The following is a 21393-nucleotide window of genomic DNA, read 5'->3' on the forward strand; positions in this document are numbered from 1 at the left end:
GATGCGGGGTTCGGCACTGTCAGTGCCGCTGCGTAGGGTTCTGGGCAGCCGCGGATTCCGCGGCAACAGGGGACAGTTCGAGAGGGGAACAGCCGTGACCGTCAACATGACCAAGGGTCAGGCCATCAGTCTTGAGAAGAACGACGGGACCGGCCTGACCGCGGTGCGCATGGGTCTCGGCTGGCAGGCGGCACCCCGGCGCGGTCTGTTCGGCTCGCGCACCCGGGAGATCGACCTCGACGCGTCGGCCGTGCTGTTCGCCGACAAGCAGCCGGTGGACGTGGTGTTCTTCCGCCACCTGGTGAGCGACGACGGCTCCGTCCGGCACACCGGCGACAACCTCGTCGGCGGTGTCGGCCAGGGCGGGGACGACGAGGCCATCCTCGTCGACCTCGCGCGCGTGCCGGTCCACATCGACCAGATCGTCTTCACCGTGAACTCCTTCACGGGCCAGACCTTCCAGGAGGTGCAGAACGCGTTCTGCCGCCTGGTCGACGAGACCAACGGCCAGGAGCTGGCCCGCTACACGCTGGCGGGCGGCGGCCAGTACACGGCCCAGATCATGGCGAAGGTGCACCGCTCCGGCTCCGGCTGGACCCTGACGGCCCTCGGCACACCGACCAATGGCCGCACCTTCCAGGACCTGATGCCGGCGATCCTGCCGCACCTCTAGGGCGGCCCGGCACACGAGACGACACGGCTGAGCAGGGGGACGAGAGCGATGGCGGCCGAGCTGGTGCGAGGGCAGAACCACCCGCTCTCCCAGATGCGTCTGGAGATCCGGGTCGCGGCCGGCAAGCCGGTCGTGGCCGCCGCCACGCTCGGCGACGAGCGCGGCAGGATCCACGGCGTCGAGTGGGTGGCCCACCCGGGCACACCCACCCTGCCCGGCCTCGAGGTCTCCAAGCAGGCCGCCGCCGACCACCGCCTCGCGGTGGACCTGGGCGCCATGCCGGAGGCCGTGCACCGTGTCAGCGTGCTGCTCGCGCTGCCCCTCGGCGCCGACGGCCCCACCCGCTTCGGGGCCGTCGCCGCACCCTTCGTCGCGGTCACCGGCCTCGACGGCACCGAGGTCGCCAGCTACACGATCACCGGCCTGGACGCCGAATCGGCCGTCGTGGCCCTGGAGTTGTACCGCAGACAGGGCGCCTGGAAAGTGCGCGCCGTCGGCCAGGGCTACGCGGGCGGCCTGGCCGAGCTCCTCACCGACCAGGGCCTGCCCCAGGCCGCCCACCTCGCGGGCGGCATCAACGAAGCGGTGGCCCGGGGACTGGCCCGTTCCGTGGCGGCACCCCCGCCGCGCACCGCGGACGGCGACCGCACCCGCCAGACGGCCACACCGGGAATCGGCCCCGAGGGGAGCGGCACCACGCAGGGCACACCCGGCGCGGTCGCTCCGCAACCCACGTCGCCGTACGACACGCAGGGCGCCCCCAGCGCCGTGGCGCCGCAGTCCACGTCCCCGTACGGTCCGCAGGGCACCCCGGGTGCCGTGGCGCCGCAGTCCGGATATCCCGGTGCCGGCGCGCCCGCGGATCCCGCCGCCCAGGCCGCCGGGCCCGCCGCCGGTGGCCCTATCGACTACAGCCACCCGCGTCGGCATACGGGAGCGCCTCCGTCGCCCGCGCCGACCGCGCCCCCGGCTCCGCCCGGACAGGCCGCGCAGCCCGTCGCCGGTGACGCGACCGGGTGGTCGATGGAGGAGCGGCTCTACAACCAGGTGTGGGGCATGTTCGAGGATCTGGCCCGCACGATGGCCGCGTACCGCAGCGCGGTCGACTTCGCCGACTCGCGCATGGAGAAGGAGCTCGACCAGGCGCTGTCCGACCCGCGCAGCCGGATCGGCGGCCAGGGCGACGCGGCCCGGGAGACGGCCCAGGCCAAGCACGCTCAGCTCGTCGACCAGGCGCGAGCGGCCCTCGACCGGGACCTCGCCCAGCTGGCCGCCGAGTCGGAGGTGGTCGAACCCGCGCTCCCGCTCGCGTTCGCCGGCTGGGACAACCCCGTCTGGCACGGCTACCGCGTCCCGATGGAGATCCCCATGGCCCTGCGCCTGGGCGACCTCCATCTCCCGGAGAGCCCCGACCTGCGCATCCCGATGCTGGTCCGGCTGCCGTTGGAGCGCGGTCTGTGGATCGACAGCGGCAGCGGGGAGTCCCTGGACGGCTCGTTCGCCGACTCGCACGAGCTGCGGCGCCTCGCGCTCGACACGGCCGTGGCGCATGCGGCCCGGCTGCTGGCCGTCTATCCGGTGGGCGAGTTCGCCGTGCACGTCATCGACCCGGCCGGTTCGGCGGCGCAGGCGCTGGTTCCCCTGGTCCACACCGGTGTGCTGGCGGCGCCGCCCGCCGTGGGGGCCGCCGGGGTGGCGGACGTGCTGGCCCGGCTCACCCAGCGGGTGGACCTGGTGCAGATGGCGGTGCGCGGCGGAGCCGCCGACGCGCTGCCGCCCGGCCTCGACACGGCCGAACAGCTGCTGATCGTCAACGACTTCCCGCACGGCTTCGACGACCGTGCCGTGACCCAGCTGCGCTATCTCGCGGACGAGGGACCGGCCGTCGGCGTGCACCTGATGATGGTCGCGGACCGTGAGGACGCGGCGGGCTACGGCCCGTTGCTCGACCCGCTCTGGCGTTCGCTGATGCGACTCACCCCGCTGCCCGACGACCATCTCGCCGACCCGTGGGTCGGTCATGCCTGGACGTACGAGCCCTCGTCCGTGCCGCCCGGCAGCCAGGTGCTCCAGCGGGTGCTGACCGAGGTCGCGACGGCTCGCACCAAGTACAGGTAAAGAGCCTTCACCTGCTGGTTTGTCTTTCTTTTGCCAATCTCTTTACCTTTCCTTGGTGATTGGGGTAAGCTCTTCCGTACGGAGGGGAGTACTCCCTATCTGCTGCGGCGTACCCGTCAATACGGATCAGGCCAGATCCCGGGGCGTCGGCCCTGGACGCCCGTCCACGGTGGAAGAGACCTCCGGTAGCGACGACGCTGACCATTTGCCGTTAATACCGCCGGAGGAGCAGTAGTGGATGTTTCCGTGACCCTGTGGGTCCTGACCATCGTGGGGCTGGCCGCCCTCATCGCCGTCGACTTCTTCATCGGCCGCAAGCCGCATGACGTGTCGATCAAGGAAGCCGGAATCTGGACCGTCGTCTGGATCGCCCTCGCCGGACTCTTCGGACTCGGCCTGCTCCTCTTCGGAGGCGGCCAGGCCGGCGGCGAGTTCTTCGCCGGATTCATCACCGAGAAGTCGCTGAGCGTCGACAACCTCTTCGTCTTCGTCCTGATCATGGCCAAGTTCGCCGTGCCCTCGCAGTACCAACAGCGGGTGCTGCTCGTCGGCGTCCTCATAGCCCTGGTCCTGCGGGCCATCTTCATCGCCGCGGGCGCGGCCGTCCTCGCCAACTTCGCGTGGGTCTTCTACATCTTCGGCGCCTTCCTCATCTGGACCGCCTGGAAGCTCATCCAGGAGGCCCGGGCCGACGAGGAGGACGCGGAGTTCGAGGAGAACAAGCTGCTCAAGGCCGCCGAGCGCCGCTTCGGCGTGGCCGACCGGTACCACGGCACCAAGCTGTGGATCCGGGAGAACGGCAAGCGGGTCATGACCCCGATGCTGGTCGTGATGCTCGCCATCGGTACGACCGACGTGCTGTTCGCCCTCGACTCCATCCCCGCGATCTTCGGCCTCACCCAGGACCCGTACATCGTGTTCACGGCCAACGCGTTCGCCCTGATGGGCCTGAGGCAGCTGTACTTCCTCATCGGCGGCCTGCTCAAGAAGCTGGTCCACCTCAGCTACGGCCTGTCGGTCATCCTCGGCTTCATCGGCGTCAAGCTGGTGCTGCACGCGCTGCACGAGTCCGGGGTCCATGTCCCGGAGATCTCCATCCCGGTCTCGCTGGGCGTGATCTGCGGGGTCCTGATCGTCACCACGATCACCAGCCTGATGGCCAACAAGAAGACGGCGGCGGCCGAGGCGGCGCAGGCGGGGACCGAAGGCGCCCCGAAGGACAGCATCGACGCCTGACCACGCCCGACGTAGGAACAACAAGCACCGGGAGCACCGCACGATGAATTGCCGACCTCCGCTCCCGGTGCTTCGTTGGATACCGAGCGCCCCCGCCCCGGGGGTGGCACGGCCGGGTGGAGGCAGCCATGGACACATCGATGAAGTTCGTGCAGATCGTCGACTTCGAGACCGACCGCTTCGACGAGATGCGAGCGGTGGCGGAGGAGGCGGACAAGCGCTTCGCGGGCCGGTCCGGCGGACCGACGCACCGCCTCGTCCTGCGGGACCGGAGCAATCCCGGCCACGTCCTCGTCGTGATCGAGTTCGACTCGTACGAGGACGCCATGCGCAACAGCAACGATCCCGGTACCACCGAATTCGCCCAGCAGATGGCCGCGCTCTGTACCAGGCCGCCGTCCTTCACCGACTGCGACGTACTGGACATGACCGAGTTCAAGTAGTGCGCGACGGGCTCCGCGACGCCGGAGTGCGGGGCCCGTACGCCTCTGCGAGGATCTCTTCATGATCACTCGGCTCAGGTCGCTCACCACCCGGTGGACGACCTTCGTACCGGTGCTCGCAGCCGTCCTGCTGATCTTCACCTGGGGGCGCAAGGACCTGCCCGGTGTGGTCGTCGCTCTGGTGACCCTGGTCCTCGCCGGGGCCGTCCTGGCCGCGGTGCATCACGCCGAGGTCATCGCCCACCGGGTCGGCGAACCCTTCGGCTCCCTGGTCCTGGCCGTGGCCGTCACGATCATCGAGGTCGCCCTGATCGTCACCCTGATGGCCGACGGCGGCGACAAGAGTTCGACGCTGGCCAGGGACACGGTCTTCGCGGCCGTGATGATCACCTGCAACGGCATCGTCGGCCTCGTCCTCATCGTCGCCTCGCTGCGCCACGGCACGGCCGTCTTCAACCCCGAGGGCACCGGCGCCGCCCTCGCCACCGTGGCGACGCTGGCCACGCTCAGCCTGGTCCTGCCGACCTTCACCACCAGCAAGCCGGGCCCGGAGTTCTCCGGCGCCCAGCTCACCTTCGCCGCACTGTCCTCACTCGCCCTCTACGGCCTCTTCGTGGCCACGCAGACCGTGCGGCACCGCGACTACTTCCTGCCGATCTCCCGGCAGGGCGAGGTCATCACCAAGGACCGCCACGCGGACGCGCCGACCGCCCGCACCGCCCTGATCAGCCTGGGCCTGCTCGGTCTCGCCCTGATCGGCGTCGTAGGACTGGCCAAGGGCGTCTCGCCGACCATCGAGTCCGGCGTCGAGGCCGCCGGGCTGCACCACGCCGTGGTCGGCGTGATCATCGCGCTGCTCGTCCTGCTCCCCGAGACCATCGCCGCCCTGCGCTCCGCCCGCCGCGACCGCGTACAGACCAGCCTCAACCTCGCGCTCGGCTCGGCGATGGCCAGCATCGGTCTCACCATCCCCGCCGTCGCCCTGGCGTCCATCTGGCTCTCCGGACCGCTCGTCCTCGGTCTCGGTTCGACCCACATGGTGCTGCTGGCCCTGACCGTGGTGGTCAGTTCGCTGACCGTGGTGCCGGGACGGGCGACACCGCTCCAGGGCGGGGTCCATCTGGTGCTGTTCGCGGCGTACTTGGAGCTGGCGATCAACCCGTAGCCTTATCACCCGGTGGCCGGCTCGGGGACCGCCATCCGCACCGGTCGCGTCTCCGGCAGCAGCGCGAAACAGCCCAGGCTGAACAGCGCGACCCCCGTCAGATAGGCGCCCACACTCCAGGGAACGCGCCCGCTGTGCTCGGCGAGCGCCGTCGCCACGATCGGGGTGAGCGCACCGCCGAGCACTCCGCCGAGGTTGTAGCCCACGGCGGCGCCCGTGCAGCGCACCCGCGGCTCGTACAGCTCCGGCAGATACGCGCCCAGCACGGCGAACATCGTCACGAACGCGAGCAGCGCCCCCAGGAAGCCGAGGAACATCAGCAGCGGTGCCCCCGTGGCGAGCAGCGCGACCATCGGGAACATCCACAGCGCGGCGGCCGTGCACCCCAGCAGACACAGCGGTCGGCGCCCGTAGCGGTCGCTCAGCAGCGCCACCAGCGGAGTCAGCGAGCCCTTCACCACCACGGCGGCCATGATGCAGGCCAGCATCTCGGTACGGCCGACCCCGAGCCGCTCGGTGCCGTAGGCGAGGGACCAGGTCGTCACCGCATAGAAGATCGCGTAGCCCACGGACAGTGCTCCGGAGGTCAGCAGCACCAACCGCCAGTGATCGCGCACGACTTCGGCGAGCGGCACGCGCGCGTGGTCGTCGATTTCGAGGAACCGGGGGCTCTCCGCGAGCGACGAACGCAGCCACAGCCCGCCCAGGGCCAGCACCCCGGCCACCCAGAACGGCACCCGCCACCCCCACTGAGCGAACTGCGCGTCGGTCAGGGTCGCCGACAGCGCCAGCATCACGCCGTTGGCCAGCAGGAAGCCGACCGCCGGACCGATCTGCGGAAAGCTCGACCACAGTCCACGCCGGCCGGCGGGCGCGTGCTCGGCGGTCAGCAGCACCGCCCCGCCCCACTCCCCGCCGAGCCCCAGGCCCTGCAGAAAACGCAGCACCAGGAGGAGCACGGGAGCGGCCACTCCGATCGAGCCGTACGACGGTACGCAGCCGACCGCGACCGTCGAGGCGCCGGTCAGCAGCAGCGAGGCGACGAGCACCGGCCGCCGCCCGCGCCGGTCCCCGAAGTGCCCGAACAGGATCGAGCCCAGCGGCCGCGCCACGAAGCCCACGCCGAACGTCCCGAAGGCGGCCAGTGTCCCCGCCACCGGCGAGAACGTCGGGAAGAACAGGGGCCCGAGGACCAGGGCCGCCGCCGTGCCGTAGACGAAGAAGTCGTAGAACTCGATCGCGGTGCCGGCGAGCGAGGCGGTCGCGAGGCGGAGCATGGACGGGGTGCTTACGGTGGGTGCATCACGCATGCCGCGTCAACTACCCACAGTGAACGTCGGTTACGGGGGCGCGCGGTGGTGCGGAGGCGGCGTGATAGACCGGGTCCGAGCAGCGGCCGTCGACCGGCGGCCCCGCCCGCGACGACATGTCCGAACGGACCGGAGGAACCGTGCCCCGCACCCTGGCCAACGCCCCGATCATGATCCTCAACGGCCCCAACCTGAACCTCCTCGGCCAGCGCCAGCCGGAGATCTACGGCTCCGACACCCTCGCCGACGTCGAGGCCCTGTGCGTCAAGGCGGCGGCCGGGCACGGCGGCACGGTGGACTTCCGGCAGTCCAACCACGAGGGCGAACTGGTCGACTGGATCCACGAGGCGCGGCTCAACCACTGCGGCATCGTGATCAACCCGGGGGCGTACTCGCACACGTCCATCGCGATCCTGGATGCCCTCAACACCTGTGACGGGCTACCGGTGTTGGAGGTCCACATCTCCAACATCCACCAGCGCGAGTCGTTCCGGCACCACTCCTACGTCTCGCTGCGCGCCGACGGCGTCATCGCGGGGTGCGGTGTGCAGGGGTACGTGTTCGGCGTGGAGCGCGTCGCCGCGCTGGCGGGGGCGGGGAAGGCCGACGCGTAAGGCGTAAGCACCGGCCCCCTGGCGTACGCCCCTTACAGACCACCAGTTACAGACGACCCGTCAGAGGCCCCGACAGAGGCCCCGTCACGGACGACGGCCGGTCACAGCCGGCCCGCCTCCACGATCCGTCGCAGGAAGCGTTGCGTGCGCTCCTGCTGCGGGTCGCCGAAGATCTGCTGGGCGGTGCCGCGCTCCAGGACCACGCCTCCGTCCAGGAAGCAGACCTGGTCGGCGACGTCCCGGGCGAAGCCCATCTCGTGCGTGGCCAGCACCATGGTCATGCCCTCGTCCTTCAAGTCCCGGACCACGGCGAGCACTTCACCTACCAGCTCGGGGTCGAGCGCCGCGGTGATCTCGTCGAAGAGCAGCAGCCGGGGCCGTACGGCAAGGGCGCGCACGATCGCCACCCGCTGCTGCTGACCGCCGCTGAGCCGGTCCGGGTAGGCGCCCGCCTTGTCCCCGAGCCCGAGCCGCTCCAGCAGCTCACGCGCGTGTGCCTCGGCCTCCGCGCGGGACGCACCGTGCACCCGGCGCGGGGCGAGGGTGATGTTCTCCAGGACCGTCATGTGCGGGAACAGGTTGTACGCCTGGAACACCACGCCGATACGGCGCCGTACCGCGTCCTGGTCGACGCGCGGGTCGGTGATCTCCTCGCCGTCCAGCCAGATCGCGCCGTCGTCGATGTCCTCCAGGAGGTTCGCGCACCGCAGCAGCGTCGACTTGCCGGAGCCGGACGCGCCGATCAGCGCGGTCACGGTGTGCTGCGGGACCTCCAGGTCGACGTCCCGCAGGACGACGGACGTGCCGAAGGTCTTGCGGACGGACTCCATGCGCAGCACGGGAGCGGCGGCGGACTTGTCATCGGTGCTCATGTCGTGCCTCCCTGGGCGCGCTGCCGGTCCATCCTGGCCGTCACCCAGTCCGTGAAGCGGGTCATCGGGATGGTCAGCGCCACGAAGACGAGCCCCGCGACGATGTACGGCGTGTAGTTGAGGGCGCGCTGCGCGATGATGTCGGACGCCCGTACGGCGTCGATCGCGCCGCCGATGGACACGAGCCCGGTGTCCTTCTGGAGGGACACCAGATCGTTCAACAAGGGCGGTACCTGTCGGCGTACGGCCTGGGGGAGCACCACGTGCCGCAGCGCCTGCCGGTTGGTCAGGCCCAGCGAGCGGGCCGCCGCGCGCTGCGAGGGGTGCACGGACTCGATGCCCGCGCGGAACACCTCGGCGACGTAGGCCGAGTACGTCAGCACCAGCGCCGTACCGCCCAGCCACACGGGGTCGACGGTCACGCCCTGGAGGCGCAGCGCGGGCACTCCGAAGACCACGATCATCAGGTTGATGATCAGCGGCAGCCCGCGGAAGAAGTCCGTGTAGGCCGCCGCGAGCACCCGCAGCGGGAAGAACACCGGCCCGCGCAGGGTGCGCGCGATGGCGATCAGCATCCCCAGGACGAGCACCAGGACACCGCAGATCAGCAGCAGCCGGATGTTGAGCCACAGTCCTTCGAGGACCTTGGGGAACGCCTCGCGCGCGTAGTGCCCGTCGAAGAACGTCTCCTTGGTGCGCTCCCAGCCGGGCGCGCTGACCACGACCAGGTACAGGACGACGGCCGTGACCAGGGTCGACACCGCGGCGATCGCGGTCGCGCGGCGGGCACGCGCGCGCTTGTGCCGCTCGCGTTCCAGGCGGCGCTCGGAGGGGACGTACGTGTCGCCCCCTCCGGGCATGTCGCCCTTGTCGTCCGAGCCCTCCTGGCCCGACTCGTCCTTCACCACGGTCACTTGAGGACCGGGGCGTCGACGGCGTCGGACAGCCACTGCTTCTCCAGCGCCGCCAGGGTGCCGTCCTTGCGCAGGGCGTCCACGGCCGACGTCACGCACGACGTGAGGTCGCTGCCCTTGTCGAGGACGAGCCCGAACTGCTCGGGCGTGCCGCCCTGGTTCTCGAACTGGCCGACGATCTTGGCGTTGGTCACCTCGGCCGAGGTGATGTAGAAAGCGGTCGGCAGGTCAACGACGATCGCGTCGACCTGGCCGTTCTTGAGCGCGGAGACGGCCTGGTCGTTCTTGGAGAACGCGGCCTCCTGCTGCGTCGGCTTCACCACGTCACTGATGTAGTTCAGGCTCGTGGTGCCGACCTGGGCGCCCAGCTTGAGGCCCTTGAGGCCCGCGATGGTCGTCGCCTTGGCGGCCTTGCTGCTCTTGAGCGCGATGACGGCCTGGCGCACGTCGTAGTAGCCGGACGAGAAGTCGACGGCCTTCTTGCGCTCGGCGCTGATCGACACCTGGTTGATGTCGAAGTCGAAGGTCTTCACACCGGGCGCGAAGGCCTTGTTGAAGGGGACGCTCTGCCAGACGACGGCGCTCTTGTCGTAGCCGAGCTGCTTCGCCACGGCATAGGCGACCGCCGACTCGAAGCCCTTGCCGTTGGCCGGCTTGTCGTCCTCGAACCAGGGCTCGTACGCCGGTTCGTCCGTCGCGATCGTCAGCTTGCCGGAGGTCTGGGTGGCCAACTTGCCCTTGGCACAGGTGGTCCCGGTCGACGTGGAGGCCTGGTCGGAGGCCTTGTCCTCCGGTTGCGGAGCACAGCCGACGGCGGTGGCGAGGAGGGCTATGGTGACGGCGGCTATCGCGCGACTCGGTACGCGAGGGGCAAGGTGCATGGCGGGAGAGTGACAGCCAAACGTCCTGTTTGTCGAGGTCACAGCCCCGAATGTCCGCATATTGGGAACGGGCGTTGCGTTCTTGTGAACAGGCGCTGTGCGATCCCGCCCGGGACGCGTTTGCCGGGGCCGCCGGTCGAGGGCGGGGATCGATGGACCGGCGGCCCATCCGCGCAGGAGCCGTCGTCCTGAGCGGGGCTGCTTCCAGTTGACCGCGCAACCATGTGTGCCGGGAGCGCGCGTACGACACCGGCGCGTGCGAAGGATTCACACGGGGCGCGCACGAATCGATTCGCGCCCCGCGTTCACTCCCGGCGGACGCTCACCACCCGCGCGCGTGCCACTCCGGCAGATGCGGGCGCTCGGCGCCCAGGGTGGTGTCGTTGCCGTGGCCCGGGTACACCCAGGTCTCGTCCGGGAGCGTGCCGAAGATCTTCGTCTCGACGTCGTGGATCAGACTGGCGAACGCCTCAGGATCCTTACGGGTGTTGCCCACACCGCCCGGGAACAGACAGTCCCCGGTGAACACATGGGGATGCCCGTGCGGGTCGTCGTAGACGAGCGCGATCGAACCCGGCGTATGGCCCACCAGGTGGCGCGCGGTGAGCTCCACCTGTCCCACCCGGATCGTGTCGCCGTCGTCGAGCAGGACATCGGTCGGTACCGGGATGCCGTCGGCGTCCTCGCGGCCCGCGTACGTACGCGGGCGCGTGGCCGTCACGACGTCGGCGAGCGCCTGCCAGTGGTCGCCGTGCTGGTGGGTGGTGACGACGGACGCGATGCCGTCGTCACCGATCGTGCCGAGCAGGGTCTCCGCGTCGTTGGCCGCGTCGATCAGCAACTGCTCGTCCGTGGCCCGGCAGCGCAGCAGATACGCGTTGTTGTTCATGGGCCCGACCGCGATCTTGGTGATCATCAGGTCCGTGAGTTCGTGCACATCCGCCGGTCCGCCGACCGTGACCTCGCCGCTGTACGTCATGACGGTCAGCCTAATCCGTTTCCGGAGGACGTTCCGAAGTGGCCGGTGTCCACCGGACGTTCGGGTGCGGAACCGGGACGCCTTGAGCGCGGCGGCGACGGAGGCCGATCATGCCCCCATGAGACCCGAAGTGCGCACGTTCCTCGTCGACGGACCGCTTCCCGACCAAGACGCGAGCGAGGAGGAGATCGAGCGGCGGGACCGCCAACTCGCCGCGATCCCGAAGCCGGTCACGGCGGAGGAGGCCCTGGCGCTCGTCTCCTGCTTCGGCCCGGACGACTGCTACGGCGTCGCCTGGACGCTCCTCCACCTCATCGAGACCGGCCCGAACCCGGTGCTCACCACCCGGCCCGCACGCGACGCCGACGAATGGCATCGGCGGCTCTACGACAGGGCCGGTGGCCTATAGCGGGGGAAGCGCCGGCAAGGAGTCGCCGTCGACCGTCAGGCCGGACCCGTCGCGGCGGCCGCAGAGCCAGCCGAGCAGATCCGCCGGGCTGCCGGTGACGGTGACTTCGGGCTTCTCGGCGGGGCGGCCCGTGCTCCACGCGCGCGTGCCGTCCGAAAGGTGTGTCGACGGCACCTCGGGGTGCCCGGTGAACCGCTCGGCGAGGAAGTCGGTCTCCCGCTGGGTGAACTCCTCGGGCAGGTTCTCCAGTTCGTACCCGATCCCCATGTCCACGTGGTGCAGCTCGACCTCGACCCACCGCCGGAACGGCACGCGCGACGCGGTGTCGACGACCCCGTTGCGCAGCTCCACGGTGCGCGACCAGTCCGCCGGAACGGCGCCCACCGCCTGGAAGCGGGCCCCGCTCTCGCGTACGTCGGCGAGCTGGACGTCGAGCGGGCGCGGGGCGTCGCGCTCGATGTCGGCGTCGCGGACGCTCGCCGTCGCGTACATGGGGCGCCCTTCGAGGACGTTCACGAGGGCGTCCGCGTTGCGGGCGATGTGGGCGAGGACGTGATTGCGGCTCCAGCCGGGGAGCCGTGACGGCTCGGCGGCCGAGGCGTTGTCCAGTGCGGCGGCTGCGGTGAGGAGCCGTTCGGTCGCGTCATGTACAGAGGCCAGGTCATGAGCGTGATCAATCATGCTGCTGACCCTAGTCCCGCCACACCTTTGGGTGAAGGTGGTGAAGCAGTGCCGTAAATCGAATGCACGTGCTATATCGTCGGGTGCGGCGTCGGGCATGCTGGAAGGCCGGAGGTTGTTATGCCTCGGCCGGGATTCCGACCGGCGTTGTCAGTGGCTCCCCCTAGTCTGAGAACGACGGGGGCCCCGCCCCTGTCACTTCTCTCAAGAAAGGTGCGGACCGGCGTGGCCGACCGTCTCATCGTCCGTGGCGCGCGCGAGCACAATCTGAAGAATGTCTCGCTCGACCTTCCACGCGACTCGCTCATCGTGTTCACGGGCCTGTCCGGGTCGGGCAAGTCCTCCCTGGCCTTCGACACGATCTTCGCCGAGGGCCAGCGGCGCTACGTGGAATCGCTCTCCTCGTACGCCCGCCAGTTCCTCGGCCAGATGGACAAGCCGGACGTCGACTTCATCGAAGGTCTCTCCCCGGCCGTCTCCATCGACCAGAAGTCGACCTCGCGCAACCCGCGCTCGACGGTCGGCACCATCACCGAGGTCTACGACTATCTGCGGCTGCTCTTCGCACGCATCGGCAAGCCGCACTGCCCGGAGTGCGGCCGTCCGATCACGCGCCAGTCGCCGCAGGCCGTCGTCGACAAGGTCCTCGCCCTGCCGGAGGGCAGCCGCTTCCAGGTCCTGTCGCCGCTGGTGCGCGAGCGCAAGGGCGAGTTCGTCGACCTGTTCGCGGACCTCCAGACCAAGGGCTACAGCCGCGCGCGCGTGGACGGCGAGACCATCCAGCTCTCCGAACCACCCGTCCTGAAGAAGCAGGAGAAGCACACCATCGAGGTGGTCATCGACCGCCTCACGGTGAAGGACTCCGCCAAGCGCCGCCTCACCGACTCCGTGGAGACCGCCCTCGGGCTGTCCGGCGGCATGATCGTGCTCGACTTCGTCGACCTCCCCGAGGACGACCCCGAGCGTGAGCGCATGTTCTCGGAGCACCTCTACTGCCCGTACGACGACCTGTCCTTCGAGGAGCTGGAGCCGCGCTCCTTCTCCTTCAACTCGCCCTTCGGCGCCTGCCCCGAGTGCTCCGGCATCGGCACGCGCATGGAGGTCGACGCCGAGCTGATCGTCCCGGACGAAGACAAGTCCCTGGACGAGGGCGCCATCCACCCGTGGTCGCACGGCCACACCAAGGAGTACTTCGGCCGTCTCATCGGCGCCCTCGCGGACGCCCTGGGCTTCCGCACCGACATCCCCTTCGCGGGCCTCCCGCAGCGCGCCAAGAAGGCCCTGCTGTACGGCCACAAGACGCAGATCGAGGTGCGGTACCGCAACAGGTACGGCCGTGAGCGCGTCTACACGACGCCCTTCGAAGGCGCCGTCCCCTTCGTGAAGCGGCGGCACGGCGAGGCGGAGAGCGACGCCAGCAGGGAGCGCTTCGAGGGTTATATGCGCGAGGTGCCCTGCCCCACCTGTCACGGCACGCGCCTGAAGCCCGTCGTCCTCGCGGTCACGATCATGGACAAGTCGATCGCCGAGATCTCCGGGATGTCCATCAGCGACTGCGCGGAGTTCCTGGGCGGGATGAAGCTCGACGCCCGCGACAAGAAGATCGCCGAGCGCGTGCTGAAGGAGTGCAACGAGAGGCTGCGCTTCCTGGTCGACGTCGGCCTCGACTACCTCTCGCTGAACCGCGCGGCCGGCACCCTCTCCGGCGGCGAGGCCCAGCGCATCCGCCTGGCCACCCAGATCGGCTCCGGACTCGTCGGCGTCCTCTACGTCCTCGACGAGCCGTCCATCGGCCTGCACCAGCGCGACAACCACCGGCTGATCGAGACCCTGGTCAGGCTGCGCGACATGGGCAACACGCTCATCGTCGTCGAGCACGACGAGGACACCATCAAGGTCGCCGACTGGATCGTCGACATCGGCCCCGGCGCGGGCGAGCACGGCGGCAAGGTCGTGCACAGCGGCTCCCTGAAGGAGCTGCTCGCCAACGACGAGTCGATGACCGGTCAGTACCTGTCGGGCAAGAGGGCCATCCCGCTGCCCGAGATCCGCCGCCCGCTCGACCCCTCCCGCCGGCTCACGGTGCACGGCGCCCGCGAGAACAACCTCCAGGACATCGACGTCTCGTTCCCCCTGGGCGTGTTCACCGCGGTCACGGGCGTTTCGGGCTCCGGCAAGTCGACCCTGGTCAACGACATCCTGTACACGCACCTGGCCCGCGAGCTGAACGGCGCGAGGAACGTACCGGGGCGGCACACGCGCGTGGACGGCGACGACCTCGTCGACAAGGTCGTGCACGTCGACCAGTCGCCCATCGGCCGCACGCCCCGGTCCAACCCGGCGACGTACACCGGAGTCTTCGACCACGTCCGCAAGCTGTTCGCGGAGACGACCGAGGCGAAGGTGCGGGGCTATCTGCCCGGCCGTTTCTCCTTCAACGTCAAGGGCGGTCGCTGCGAGAACTGCGCGGGCGACGGCACCATCAAGATCGAGATGAACTTCCTGCCGGACGTCTACGTCCCGTGCGAGGTGTGCCACGGTGCCCGCTACAACCGGGAGACGCTGGACGTCCACTACAAGGGCAAGTCCATCGCCGACGTCCTGAACATGCCGATCGAGGAGGCCACGGAGTTCTTCGAGGCGGTCCCCGGGATCGCCCGCCATCTCAACACCCTCAAGGACGTCGGCCTCGGCTACGTCCGCCTCGGCCAGTCCGCGACCACCCTGTCCGGCGGTGAGGCACAGCGCGTCAAGCTCGCCAGCGAGCTGCAGCGGCGCTCCACCGGCCGTACGGTCTACGTCCTGGACGAGCCCACCACCGGCCTGCACTTCGAGGACATCAGCAAGCTCCTCACCGTCCTCGGCGGACTGGTCGACAAGGGCAACACGGTCATCGTCATCGAGCACAACCTCGACGTGATCAAGGTGGCCGACTGGGTCGTCGACATGGGCCCCGAGGGCGGCGCGGGCGGCGGACTCGTCATCGCCGAGGGCACCCCGGAGCAGGTCGCCGCGGTAGGGGCCAGCCACACCGGCAAGTTCCTGCGCGAGATCCTCGACGCCGACCGGATCAGCGACGGGGCTCCGGTGAAGGCCCCGCGCAAGGTGGCGGCCAAGAAGACGGCGGCCGTCGCGGCGAAGAAGGCCGCGCCCGCCAAGAAGGCCGCGCCCGCGAAGAAGACGACGCGGGCCCGCAAGGCCTGACAGGCGCGGAGCAAGGACACCGATGCGGCGCCTCGCGGGGACTCCTCGCGAGGCGCCGCATCGACGTCCGTCAAATATCGCCCAGTTCGGAGGCGTACGGCGGCTCCGCACCCGCCCGTGAACAGGTGATCGCCGCCGCCCGCGCCGCGTACCGCAGCAAGCTGGTCCAGCCGTCGCGGCCGAGGCCGGTCAGCCCCTCCGGCGACAGCGCGTCCCGGGCGGACAGACCGTGCAGCAGCGCCGCGTTGACGGTGTCGCCGGCCCCGATCGTGTCCACGACATCGACCTTCTCGCCCGGCACCGGAAACACCTTGCCGTCCCGGGTGAACGCGGTGAGACCGTCGCCGCCCTGGGTGATCACGACGGCCGAGGGACCGGCGGCCAGCCACTCGACGGGATTGCCCCCGAGCCACATCGCGTCCTCCTCGGAGAGCTTCAGCAGCGACACGTGCGGCAGCCAGCTCTTGAAGCGCGCCCGGTAGGCGTCCGCGTCGGGGATCAGACCGGCCCGGATGTTCGGGTCGAGCGCGGTGAACACGCCCTGCGCGGCAGCGGTCCGCATCAGCTCCTCGTAGGCGCTCGCGCCCGGCTCCAGGACGAGCGAGCAGGTGCCGAAGGACACCGCCTCGGTCTCGGCGGGGAGCGTGTAGGGCATCGCGAAGAGCCGGTCGGCGGTGCCGTCGACGTAGAAGGAGTAGGTGGCCGAGCCGTTCGCGTCGAGCGTGGCCGCCGCGAGCGTGGTCGGCTCGGGGCCGCGCTGTACGTCCAGGACGTCCACGTCGGCCTGTCGCAGTCCGGCGAGCAGGGCCTCGCCGAAGGCGTCCTGGGAGACGCGCGAGCAGAAGGCGGTGGCGGAGCCGAGCCGGCCGAGGGCGACGGCGGTGTTGTAGGGGCCGCCGCCGAGCGCCGGCTTGAGGACCGCGAGGGCGCCCGGGCCCTGCGGTACCAGATCGATCAGGGCCTCACCGGCGACGACGATCACGAGACGTTTCCCTTCGTGGACTTCTCGGGCTGGTCGGGGCAGCCGCACGAGGTGCGGTGGACGAACGCGCAGGGGAGCCGCAGCACACGGGCGGGCCGGTCCGGCGCGGCGAGCCGGTCCAGCAGCAGCCGTACGGCCTCGGCGCCGATCTCCTTGCTTGGCTGGGCGATCGCCGTGAGCCGGGGCTCGAACAGGTCGGCCCAGGCGAAGTCGTCGAAGCAGCACAGCGCGAGGTCGCCGGGGACGGACAGACCGCGCTCGCGCAGGGCGCGCAGGGCGCCGATGGTCATCGCGTTGTTGGCGGTGACCAGGGCCGTGGGCGGAGCGGCGAGGGACAGCAGGGTTGCGGTGGCCCGCTCGGCGGCTGCCGACTCGGAGTCTCCGTGCGCCAACAGCCGCTCGTCGTAAGGGAGTCCGGCGGCGGCGAGGCCGTGCCGGTATCCGGCGAACCGCTCGCCGGTGGTGCTGAGCCCGGGCCGTCCCGCGACGAGGCCGATGCGGCGGTGGCCGAGTCCGGCGAGGTGGGTGACCAGCTGTGCCGTGGGTTCGACGTTCTCGGCGCACACCTGGTCGAAGGCGCCCGCTCGATCGGAGGCGCCCGCCCGGCCGGAGGGGGACGGGTCGTCCGGGGGCGCCTCGACCACCCGGTCCAGGAACACCGTCGGTACGGAGTGCCGCCCGAGGTAGGCGACCAGGGCGTCGGGGTCCGCCGAGGGCGCGACGATCATGCCGTCCACCCGGCGCTCGTGCAGGAGTTGGCCGACCTTGAGCTCGTGCTCCGGGTCGTCGTGCGGGTCGGCGATGAGCAGGCTGTAGCCGTGCTCCAGGGCGCCGGCCTCGACGCCCTGGAGAATCTCAGTGAAGTACGGGTTGCTGATCGCCGACACCGCGAGGCCGATGGAGCGGGTGCGGGACGTCACCAGGGAGCGGGCGAGGGTGTTGGGGATGTAGCCCAGCTCCTCGATCGCGCTCAGCACGGCCTGTCGGGTGCCGGGCAGCACGGGGCGGGTGTCGTTCAGGACGTGCGAGACGGTCGCGACGGACACACCGGCGCTGCGTGCGACGTCCACCATGGTGGCCACCGTGAATCCCCCTGTCTGCGGCACGGCAGGTCTTCCGGCCGGGAACCTATCCCATCCGGTGCCTGACGTAAACGCTTGCGCAAACGTTTACGTACCGTGAGCGGTCATGGGGTGAACCCGGCTCAAAGCGGGCGGAACCTCACCGGTATCGTGCGCCGTGCACCGACCTCCGAACGGTCGCGCACCGCCCCTGAGCAGCCCGAACGGCTCGAACAGTTGGAGACCTCCATGCCCGGCCGCCCCGTCCCGAGCCGTCGTACCGTCCTGCGCGGAGCGGCAATCGCGCCCGTCGCCGGACTCGGGCTCGCCGCCTGCTCGGGCGGCGGCTCAGGGGCCTCCGCGACGCCGACCGCGCCCGTGGACCTCGGAGCGGAGAGCGAGGTCGCCAAGGGGAGCGCCAAGCTCTACCGGGACAGCAACGTGGTCGTCAGCCGGGCCGCGAACGGCACTCTCAAGGCGTACAGCACGATCTGCACGCACGCGCAGTGCCCGATCAACAAGCTGGACGGCACGACTCTCATCTGCCCGTGCCACGGCAGCCAGTTCGACGCCACCACGGGCAAGGTGCTCCAGTCCCCGGCCACCGAGCCGCTGACGGAGCTGAAGGTGACGGCCGAGAACGGCAGGATCGTCGCGGGACCGGGCGCCTGACCCCTGGGGTGTCCGCGCCGCGGCGGCTCACTCCCAGTCCCAGCCGATCCCCACGATCCCCGACCGCACCCGCGGCTCCACGAGATGCACCGAGTGGTGTCCGGTCAGGCGCAGCTCCTGACGGCCGCTGCGCGGGGCCGCCGCCGAGTGCTGGGTGAAGCGGTGGCAGCGCGTCGGCAGCGCGCTCTCGTCGAAGCTCACCTGGAGCGCGTACTGGCCGCCCGCGGACCCGAAGTCGCGGACGTACTCGCGGGAGGCGCCGGCGGTGCCGTCCTCGACGCCGTAGCGGAAGAGGAACGTATCTCCCGAGCGCAACCGGGTGCCGAAGAGGAACTCGGCGACCAGCATGCCGGTGTCGTGGTGGCGGCGGACGCGGCCCGTGCGGCAGTTCTCCAGGGCGTGCACGGTCATGTGCTCCGGGGTGCAGCCCGGGTCGCCGTAGTGGACGGCGATGAAGCGGTCGACGCCGTCCCGGTGGGCGCGCACGATGTGGTGCGACTCACGGCTCGCCAGCTCGCGGCGCGGGCCGACGCGCACCCGCTCGTGGTGCCCGAAGGTGTGCAGCCCGCTGTCGGGCGTGGACTCCAGTTCGGCCAGCAGCTGTTCCAGGACGCCCGAGGCCTCGACGAAGGAGCGGTAGGAGCGGGCCGCGGGGCGGGCGGCGACCGCGCGTTCCTCCGCCTCGGCGAGCAGCCGGATCAGGGACTCCTCCGGGAGCTGGAGGATCTCCTCCAGCGCCCGTACGGCTCGCAGCGACTCGGGGCGCTGCGGGCGGCGGGCGCCCTGTTGCCAGTAACTCAGGCTGGTGACGCCGACCTTGACCCCGTAGCGCGTCAGATGGTGCTGGACGCGCTGCAGTGGCAGTCCGCGGGCGGCGATGGCGGCGCGCAGTGCGACGTGGAAGGGGCCGCCGCGCAGGGCCGAGTCGAGTTCCGCGGTGGCGACATCCGCCTGCTGTGTGGCGTGCGGCATGCAGGGGCCCTTTCTGTGAATGTTCACAACGGCTGGTCAGACCGTTCACGCGGGTTGCTTCGGGGCCCCCGTCGGCATCGGAGAAGGGTCTTCACATCCGTACGCCGTCGTTCACGCCCCGAGTTCCCCCGCATTGAAGCGTGTTGACCAAGTCCCGACAACACCTGTCGCCCAACAGCCCGGTGTGACCTGGCCGAGTCGTGGTGGGTGGGCTCAGGGCGGTGCGGCCGGCCCGCCGTCGCTCAGGACGTCCCTGATCGCCCGCGCGGACAGGGACGACTTGTGCAGGAATCCGTGCGCGGGGCTGGCGGCGATCAGTTCCTGGAAGTCCTCCCGGGAGTGGGTCGAGATGAGGATCACCGCCGGTACGTCGCCCACCAGGCGGCGCGCGACGTCGAAGCCGTTCTCGCCGTCGAGGTCGAGATCGACCAGGACGACGTCGGGGGCCGTCTCCCGGGCCCGGGAGACGGCGTCCGCGCCCGTCGAGGCGATGCCGACGACCTCGACTCCGCCACGTTCCAGCAGGGCGCGGGCCGCCTCCAGGAACCGGGCGCTGTCATCGACGAGGAGACAGCGCAGCGACATGTCCACAGCTTGCCAACCATGTGGTCGGTCGCGCTTTCCAGCTAGCCGGAAAGTGCTGAAGTCCCGTGCCGTGAACGACGGTTCCCGTGCACACAGGGCGATGGCGATACGACGGGCGGTAGCATGTCGGGGCCCTGGGGAGGCCTGGTCGGCCGGTCGAGTGGGGGTGTGCCATGAGCGGTACGAGCGCCACGCGCGCGTGGCCCGCGATGCGCCGGGTACGGGGCACCCTGGTCCCCTGGGTGCTGTGCGCGGCCCTGCTGCTGGCCGCGTGCGACGGCGGCGGGAGCGACGCCAAAGGGGTGAGCGCGTCCCCGAAGGACACCACCTGCGACGGGAAGATCGACGGCACCGCACACATCACCGTGTGGTTCCACGCGGGCCCGAGCGGCGAACTCACCACGTTGCAGAGCCAGGTGAAGGAGTTCAACAAGCGGCAGAAACAGGTGCGGGTCGAGCTGGTCACCCTCCCGGAGAACCGCGTCTACAACGACCTGGTGCTCTCCGCCGCCGCCAGCGGGGACCTGCCCGACCTCCTCGACTTCGACGGGCCCAACCTCTACAGCTACGCCTGGTCGGGCAAGCTCCGGCCGATCGACTCCTGCGTGCCCGCGAGCGTCCGCGCCGACCTGCTGCCGACGATCCGTCAACAGGGCACCTACGCGGGCAGGTTGTGGGGCATCGGCACGTTCGACTCGGGCATGGGCCTGTATGTGCGCAGGTCCGTCCTGAAGAAGGCCGGAATACGTATCCCGACCGGCCCCGAGAACGCCTGGACGGCCACCGAACTGACCGGCATCCTGCGGAAGTTGCGCACCCAGGGCTACCAGGCGCCGCTCGACCTGCGGCTCGTCTACGCGCAGCCGGGCCAGGAGTGGAACACCTACGGCTTCGCGCCCGCCGTGTGGTCGGCGGGCGGCGACCTCGTCGAGCCCGGGAACCACCGCACCGCCGACGGCTATGTGAACGGCCCCGGCTCGGTCGAGGCGCTCACCACCATGCAGAACTGGGCCAAGGCCGGGCTCATCGACATGGTCAAGGACGACAAGGCGTTCGTCAGCGGCCGCAGCGCGATCTCCTGGTGCGGCCACTGGACCTATCCGGAATTCAACAAGGCCTTCCCCGGGGACGTCACGATCGTCCCGCTGCCCGATTTCGGCCAGGGCACCGTCACCGGCATGGGCTCCTTCCAGTGGGGGGTCCCGGCGGGCAACGCCGACGGCGACGCCGTGTGGCGCTTCCTGTCCTTCCTGCTCCAGCCCGCCCAGGTGCACCGGATGACGGTGGCCAACGGGGCGATCCCGGCCACCGAGAGTGCGATCAAGCTCTCTCCGCAGTACGCCCCCGGCGGCCCCGAGCACTTGTTCATCGAGCAGCTCCGGGACGGCGTGGCCCGCCCCCGGCCGCAGACGCCGGCCTACCCGGCGATCAGCGATGCCTTCTCCCGCGCCTTCGCGAAGATCATCTTCGATCGGGCGCCGGTCCGGGCCACCCTGGACGAGGCCGCCAAGGCGATCGACAAGGATCTCGCGGCGCACGACGGATATCCGATGAACCCATCGTGAAAACGGGCACCACGCGCGTGTGCCCGCCCCGAGCGCCACGCGCGTGGTGCCCGTTTT

The 21393-nt window shown here is 70.4% G+C and carries 20 protein-coding genes; 10 read left to right on the top strand and 10 right to left on the bottom strand.

The genetic code is table 11. The annotated features are described in order from the left end of the window. Window positions 1-94 precede the first annotated feature (94 nt). The 5 genes from JHN45_RS26560 to JHN45_RS26580 all read left to right on the top strand — a co-directional run bounded on the left by JHN45_RS26560 (window position 95) and on the right by JHN45_RS26580 (window position 5635). On the top strand, window positions 95-673 hold the full coding sequence (locus JHN45_RS26560) for a TerD family protein (protein WP_200710494.1): 579 nt from the start codon (window positions 95-97) through the stop codon (window positions 671-673). Between the two features lie 48 nt (window positions 674-721). After that, window positions 722-2791: a TerD family protein gene (locus tag JHN45_RS26565; RefSeq protein WP_201050921.1), complete on the top strand. Its 2070-nt coding sequence runs from the start codon at window positions 722-724 to the stop codon at window positions 2789-2791. Window positions 2792-3025: 234 nt separating this feature from the next. Beyond that, a complete protein-coding gene (locus JHN45_RS26570) occupies window positions 3026-4027 on the top strand; it encodes a TerC family protein (RefSeq protein WP_200710496.1) in 1002 nt (333 codons plus the stop codon). Between the two features lie 128 nt (window positions 4028-4155). Further along, complete coding sequence (locus JHN45_RS26575; RefSeq protein ID WP_201050922.1) at window positions 4156-4470, top strand: hypothetical protein; 315 nt, start codon at window positions 4156-4158, stop codon at window positions 4468-4470. Window positions 4471-4531: 61 nt separating this feature from the next. Next, a complete protein-coding gene (locus JHN45_RS26580) occupies window positions 4532-5635 on the top strand; it encodes a calcium:proton antiporter (RefSeq protein WP_201050923.1) in 1104 nt (367 codons plus the stop codon). A gap of 5 nt (window positions 5636-5640) precedes the next feature. On the opposite strand, the gene JHN45_RS26585 is transcribed toward JHN45_RS26580, so the two are convergent. Further along, a complete protein-coding gene (locus tag JHN45_RS26585) occupies window positions 5641-6912 on the bottom strand; it encodes an MFS transporter (RefSeq protein ID WP_201050924.1) in 1272 nt (423 codons plus the stop codon). A gap of 173 nt (window positions 6913-7085) precedes the next feature. Between JHN45_RS26585 and aroQ the strand changes: the two genes are divergently transcribed. Next, the gene (gene aroQ / locus JHN45_RS26590; protein ID WP_026178372.1) at window positions 7086-7559 is read left to right on the top strand and encodes a type II 3-dehydroquinate dehydratase; all 474 of its coding nucleotides are present in this window, start codon (window positions 7086-7088) and stop codon (window positions 7557-7559) included. A gap of 101 nt (window positions 7560-7660) precedes the next feature. On the opposite strand, the gene JHN45_RS26595 is transcribed toward aroQ, so the two are convergent. The 4 genes from JHN45_RS26595 to JHN45_RS26610 all read right to left on the bottom strand — a co-directional run bounded on the left by JHN45_RS26595 (window position 7661) and on the right by JHN45_RS26610 (window position 11205). Then, window positions 7661-8431 carry an amino acid ABC transporter ATP-binding protein gene (locus JHN45_RS26595; RefSeq protein WP_236584122.1) on the bottom strand — a complete coding sequence of 257 codons (771 nt, stop codon included), beginning with the start codon at window positions 8429-8431 and terminating at the stop codon, window positions 7661-7663. Continuing rightward, window positions 8428-9345 carry an amino acid ABC transporter permease gene (locus tag JHN45_RS26600; RefSeq protein WP_201050925.1) on the bottom strand — a complete coding sequence of 306 codons (918 nt, stop codon included), beginning with the start codon at window positions 9343-9345 and terminating at the stop codon, window positions 8428-8430. The genes JHN45_RS26595 and JHN45_RS26600 overlap by 4 nt, the downstream gene beginning before the upstream one ends. Then, window positions 9342-10226 carry an ABC transporter substrate-binding protein gene (locus JHN45_RS26605; protein WP_201050926.1) on the bottom strand — a complete coding sequence of 295 codons (885 nt, stop codon included), beginning with the start codon at window positions 10224-10226 and terminating at the stop codon, window positions 9342-9344. The genes JHN45_RS26600 and JHN45_RS26605 overlap by 4 nt, the downstream gene beginning before the upstream one ends. Window positions 10227-10548: 322 nt before the next feature. Then, window positions 10549-11205 carry an MBL fold metallo-hydrolase gene (locus tag JHN45_RS26610; protein ID WP_201050927.1) on the bottom strand — a complete coding sequence of 219 codons (657 nt, stop codon included), beginning with the start codon at window positions 11203-11205 and terminating at the stop codon, window positions 10549-10551. A gap of 118 nt (window positions 11206-11323) precedes the next feature. On the opposite strand from JHN45_RS26610, the gene JHN45_RS26615 reads away from it, so the two are divergent. Then, window positions 11324-11614: a hypothetical protein gene (locus tag JHN45_RS26615; RefSeq protein WP_234467953.1), complete on the top strand. Its 291-nt coding sequence runs from the start codon at window positions 11324-11326 to the stop codon at window positions 11612-11614. On the opposite strand, the gene JHN45_RS26620 is transcribed toward JHN45_RS26615, so the two are convergent. Then, window positions 11609-12295 (bottom strand): maleylpyruvate isomerase family mycothiol-dependent enzyme, encoded by a 687-nt coding sequence (locus JHN45_RS26620; protein ID WP_201050928.1) that lies wholly within the window; start codon window positions 12293-12295, stop codon window positions 11609-11611. The two genes, JHN45_RS26615 and JHN45_RS26620, sit on opposite strands and share 6 nt — an antisense overlap. A 225-nt stretch (window positions 12296-12520) precedes the next feature. Here JHN45_RS26620 and uvrA point away from each other — a divergent pair, with 225 nt between their 5' ends. Continuing rightward, a complete protein-coding gene (uvrA, locus tag JHN45_RS26625; RefSeq protein WP_201050929.1) occupies window positions 12521-15499 on the top strand; it encodes an excinuclease ABC subunit UvrA in 2979 nt (992 codons plus the stop codon). A 70-nt stretch (window positions 15500-15569) separates the two neighbouring features. Here uvrA and JHN45_RS26630 read toward each other — a convergent pair whose 3' ends face one another. Continuing rightward, complete coding sequence (locus JHN45_RS26630) at window positions 15570-16481, bottom strand: carbohydrate kinase (RefSeq protein WP_201050930.1); 912 nt, start codon at window positions 16479-16481, stop codon at window positions 15570-15572. Then, window positions 16478-17563 carry a LacI family DNA-binding transcriptional regulator gene (locus JHN45_RS26635; protein WP_201050936.1) on the bottom strand — a complete coding sequence of 362 codons (1086 nt, stop codon included), beginning with the start codon at window positions 17561-17563 and terminating at the stop codon, window positions 16478-16480. Before JHN45_RS26635 ends, JHN45_RS26630 begins: the two co-directional genes overlap by 4 nt. A gap of 228 nt (window positions 17564-17791) precedes the next feature. Here JHN45_RS26635 and JHN45_RS26640 point away from each other — a divergent pair, with 228 nt between their 5' ends. Beyond that, window positions 17792-18214 carry a Rieske (2Fe-2S) protein gene (locus JHN45_RS26640; protein WP_201050937.1) on the top strand — a complete coding sequence of 141 codons (423 nt, stop codon included), beginning with the start codon at window positions 17792-17794 and terminating at the stop codon, window positions 18212-18214. A gap of 27 nt (window positions 18215-18241) precedes the next feature. On the opposite strand, the gene JHN45_RS26645 is transcribed toward JHN45_RS26640, so the two are convergent. Together JHN45_RS26645 and JHN45_RS26650 are read right to left on the bottom strand one after the other, a co-directional pair. Further along, on the bottom strand, window positions 18242-19186 hold the full coding sequence (locus JHN45_RS26645) for a hypothetical protein (protein ID WP_201050931.1): 945 nt from the start codon (window positions 19184-19186) through the stop codon (window positions 18242-18244). A gap of 213 nt (window positions 19187-19399) precedes the next feature. Then, window positions 19400-19771 (bottom strand): response regulator, encoded by a 372-nt coding sequence (locus JHN45_RS26650; RefSeq protein ID WP_201050932.1) that lies wholly within the window; start codon window positions 19769-19771, stop codon window positions 19400-19402. Window positions 19772-19944: 173 nt separating this feature from the next. Between JHN45_RS26650 and JHN45_RS26655 the strand changes: the two genes are divergently transcribed. Next, a complete protein-coding gene (locus JHN45_RS26655; protein WP_201050933.1) occupies window positions 19945-21336 on the top strand; it encodes a sugar ABC transporter substrate-binding protein in 1392 nt (463 codons plus the stop codon). Window positions 21337-21393: the final 57 nt, after the last annotated feature.

Source organism: Streptomyces sp. MBT53 (assembly GCF_016654115.1).
Classification (GTDB): Bacteria; Actinomycetota; Actinomycetes; order Streptomycetales; family Streptomycetaceae; genus Streptomyces.

Bases quoted from the DNA above. Each gene is read 5' to 3' on its own strand.
- JHN45_RS26655 (WP_201050933.1), top strand. From the start codon at position 19,945: ATGAGCGGTACGAGCGCCACGCGCGCGTGGCCCGCGATGCGCCGGGTA.
- JHN45_RS26585 (WP_201050924.1), bottom strand. From the start codon at position 6,912: ATGCTCCGCCTCGCGACCGCCTCGCTCGCCGGCACCGCGATCGAGTTC.
- JHN45_RS26575 (WP_201050922.1), top strand. From the start codon at position 4,156: ATGGACACATCGATGAAGTTCGTGCAGATCGTCGACTTCGAGACCGAC.
- JHN45_RS26620 (WP_201050928.1), bottom strand. From the start codon at position 12,295: ATGATTGATCACGCTCATGACCTGGCCTCTGTACATGACGCGACCGAA.
- JHN45_RS26640 (WP_201050937.1), top strand. From the start codon at position 17,792: ATGCCCGGCCGCCCCGTCCCGAGCCGTCGTACCGTCCTGCGCGGAGCG.
- JHN45_RS26650 (WP_201050932.1), bottom strand. From the start codon at position 19,771: ATGTCGCTGCGCTGTCTCCTCGTCGATGACAGCGCCCGGTTCCTGGAG.
- JHN45_RS26610 (WP_201050927.1), bottom strand. From the start codon at position 11,205: ATGACGTACAGCGGCGAGGTCACGGTCGGCGGACCGGCGGATGTGCAC.
- JHN45_RS26645 (WP_201050931.1), bottom strand. From the start codon at position 19,186: ATGCCGCACGCCACACAGCAGGCGGATGTCGCCACCGCGGAACTCGAC.
- JHN45_RS26605 (WP_201050926.1), bottom strand. From the start codon at position 10,226: ATGCACCTTGCCCCTCGCGTACCGAGTCGCGCGATAGCCGCCGTCACC.
- JHN45_RS26615 (WP_234467953.1), top strand. From the start codon at position 11,324: ATGAGACCCGAAGTGCGCACGTTCCTCGTCGACGGACCGCTTCCCGAC.
- JHN45_RS26565 (WP_201050921.1), top strand. From the start codon at position 722: ATGGCGGCCGAGCTGGTGCGAGGGCAGAACCACCCGCTCTCCCAGATG.
- JHN45_RS26580 (WP_201050923.1), top strand. From the start codon at position 4,532: ATGATCACTCGGCTCAGGTCGCTCACCACCCGGTGGACGACCTTCGTA.
- JHN45_RS26595 (WP_236584122.1), bottom strand. From the start codon at position 8,431: ATGAGCACCGATGACAAGTCCGCCGCCGCTCCCGTGCTGCGCATGGAG.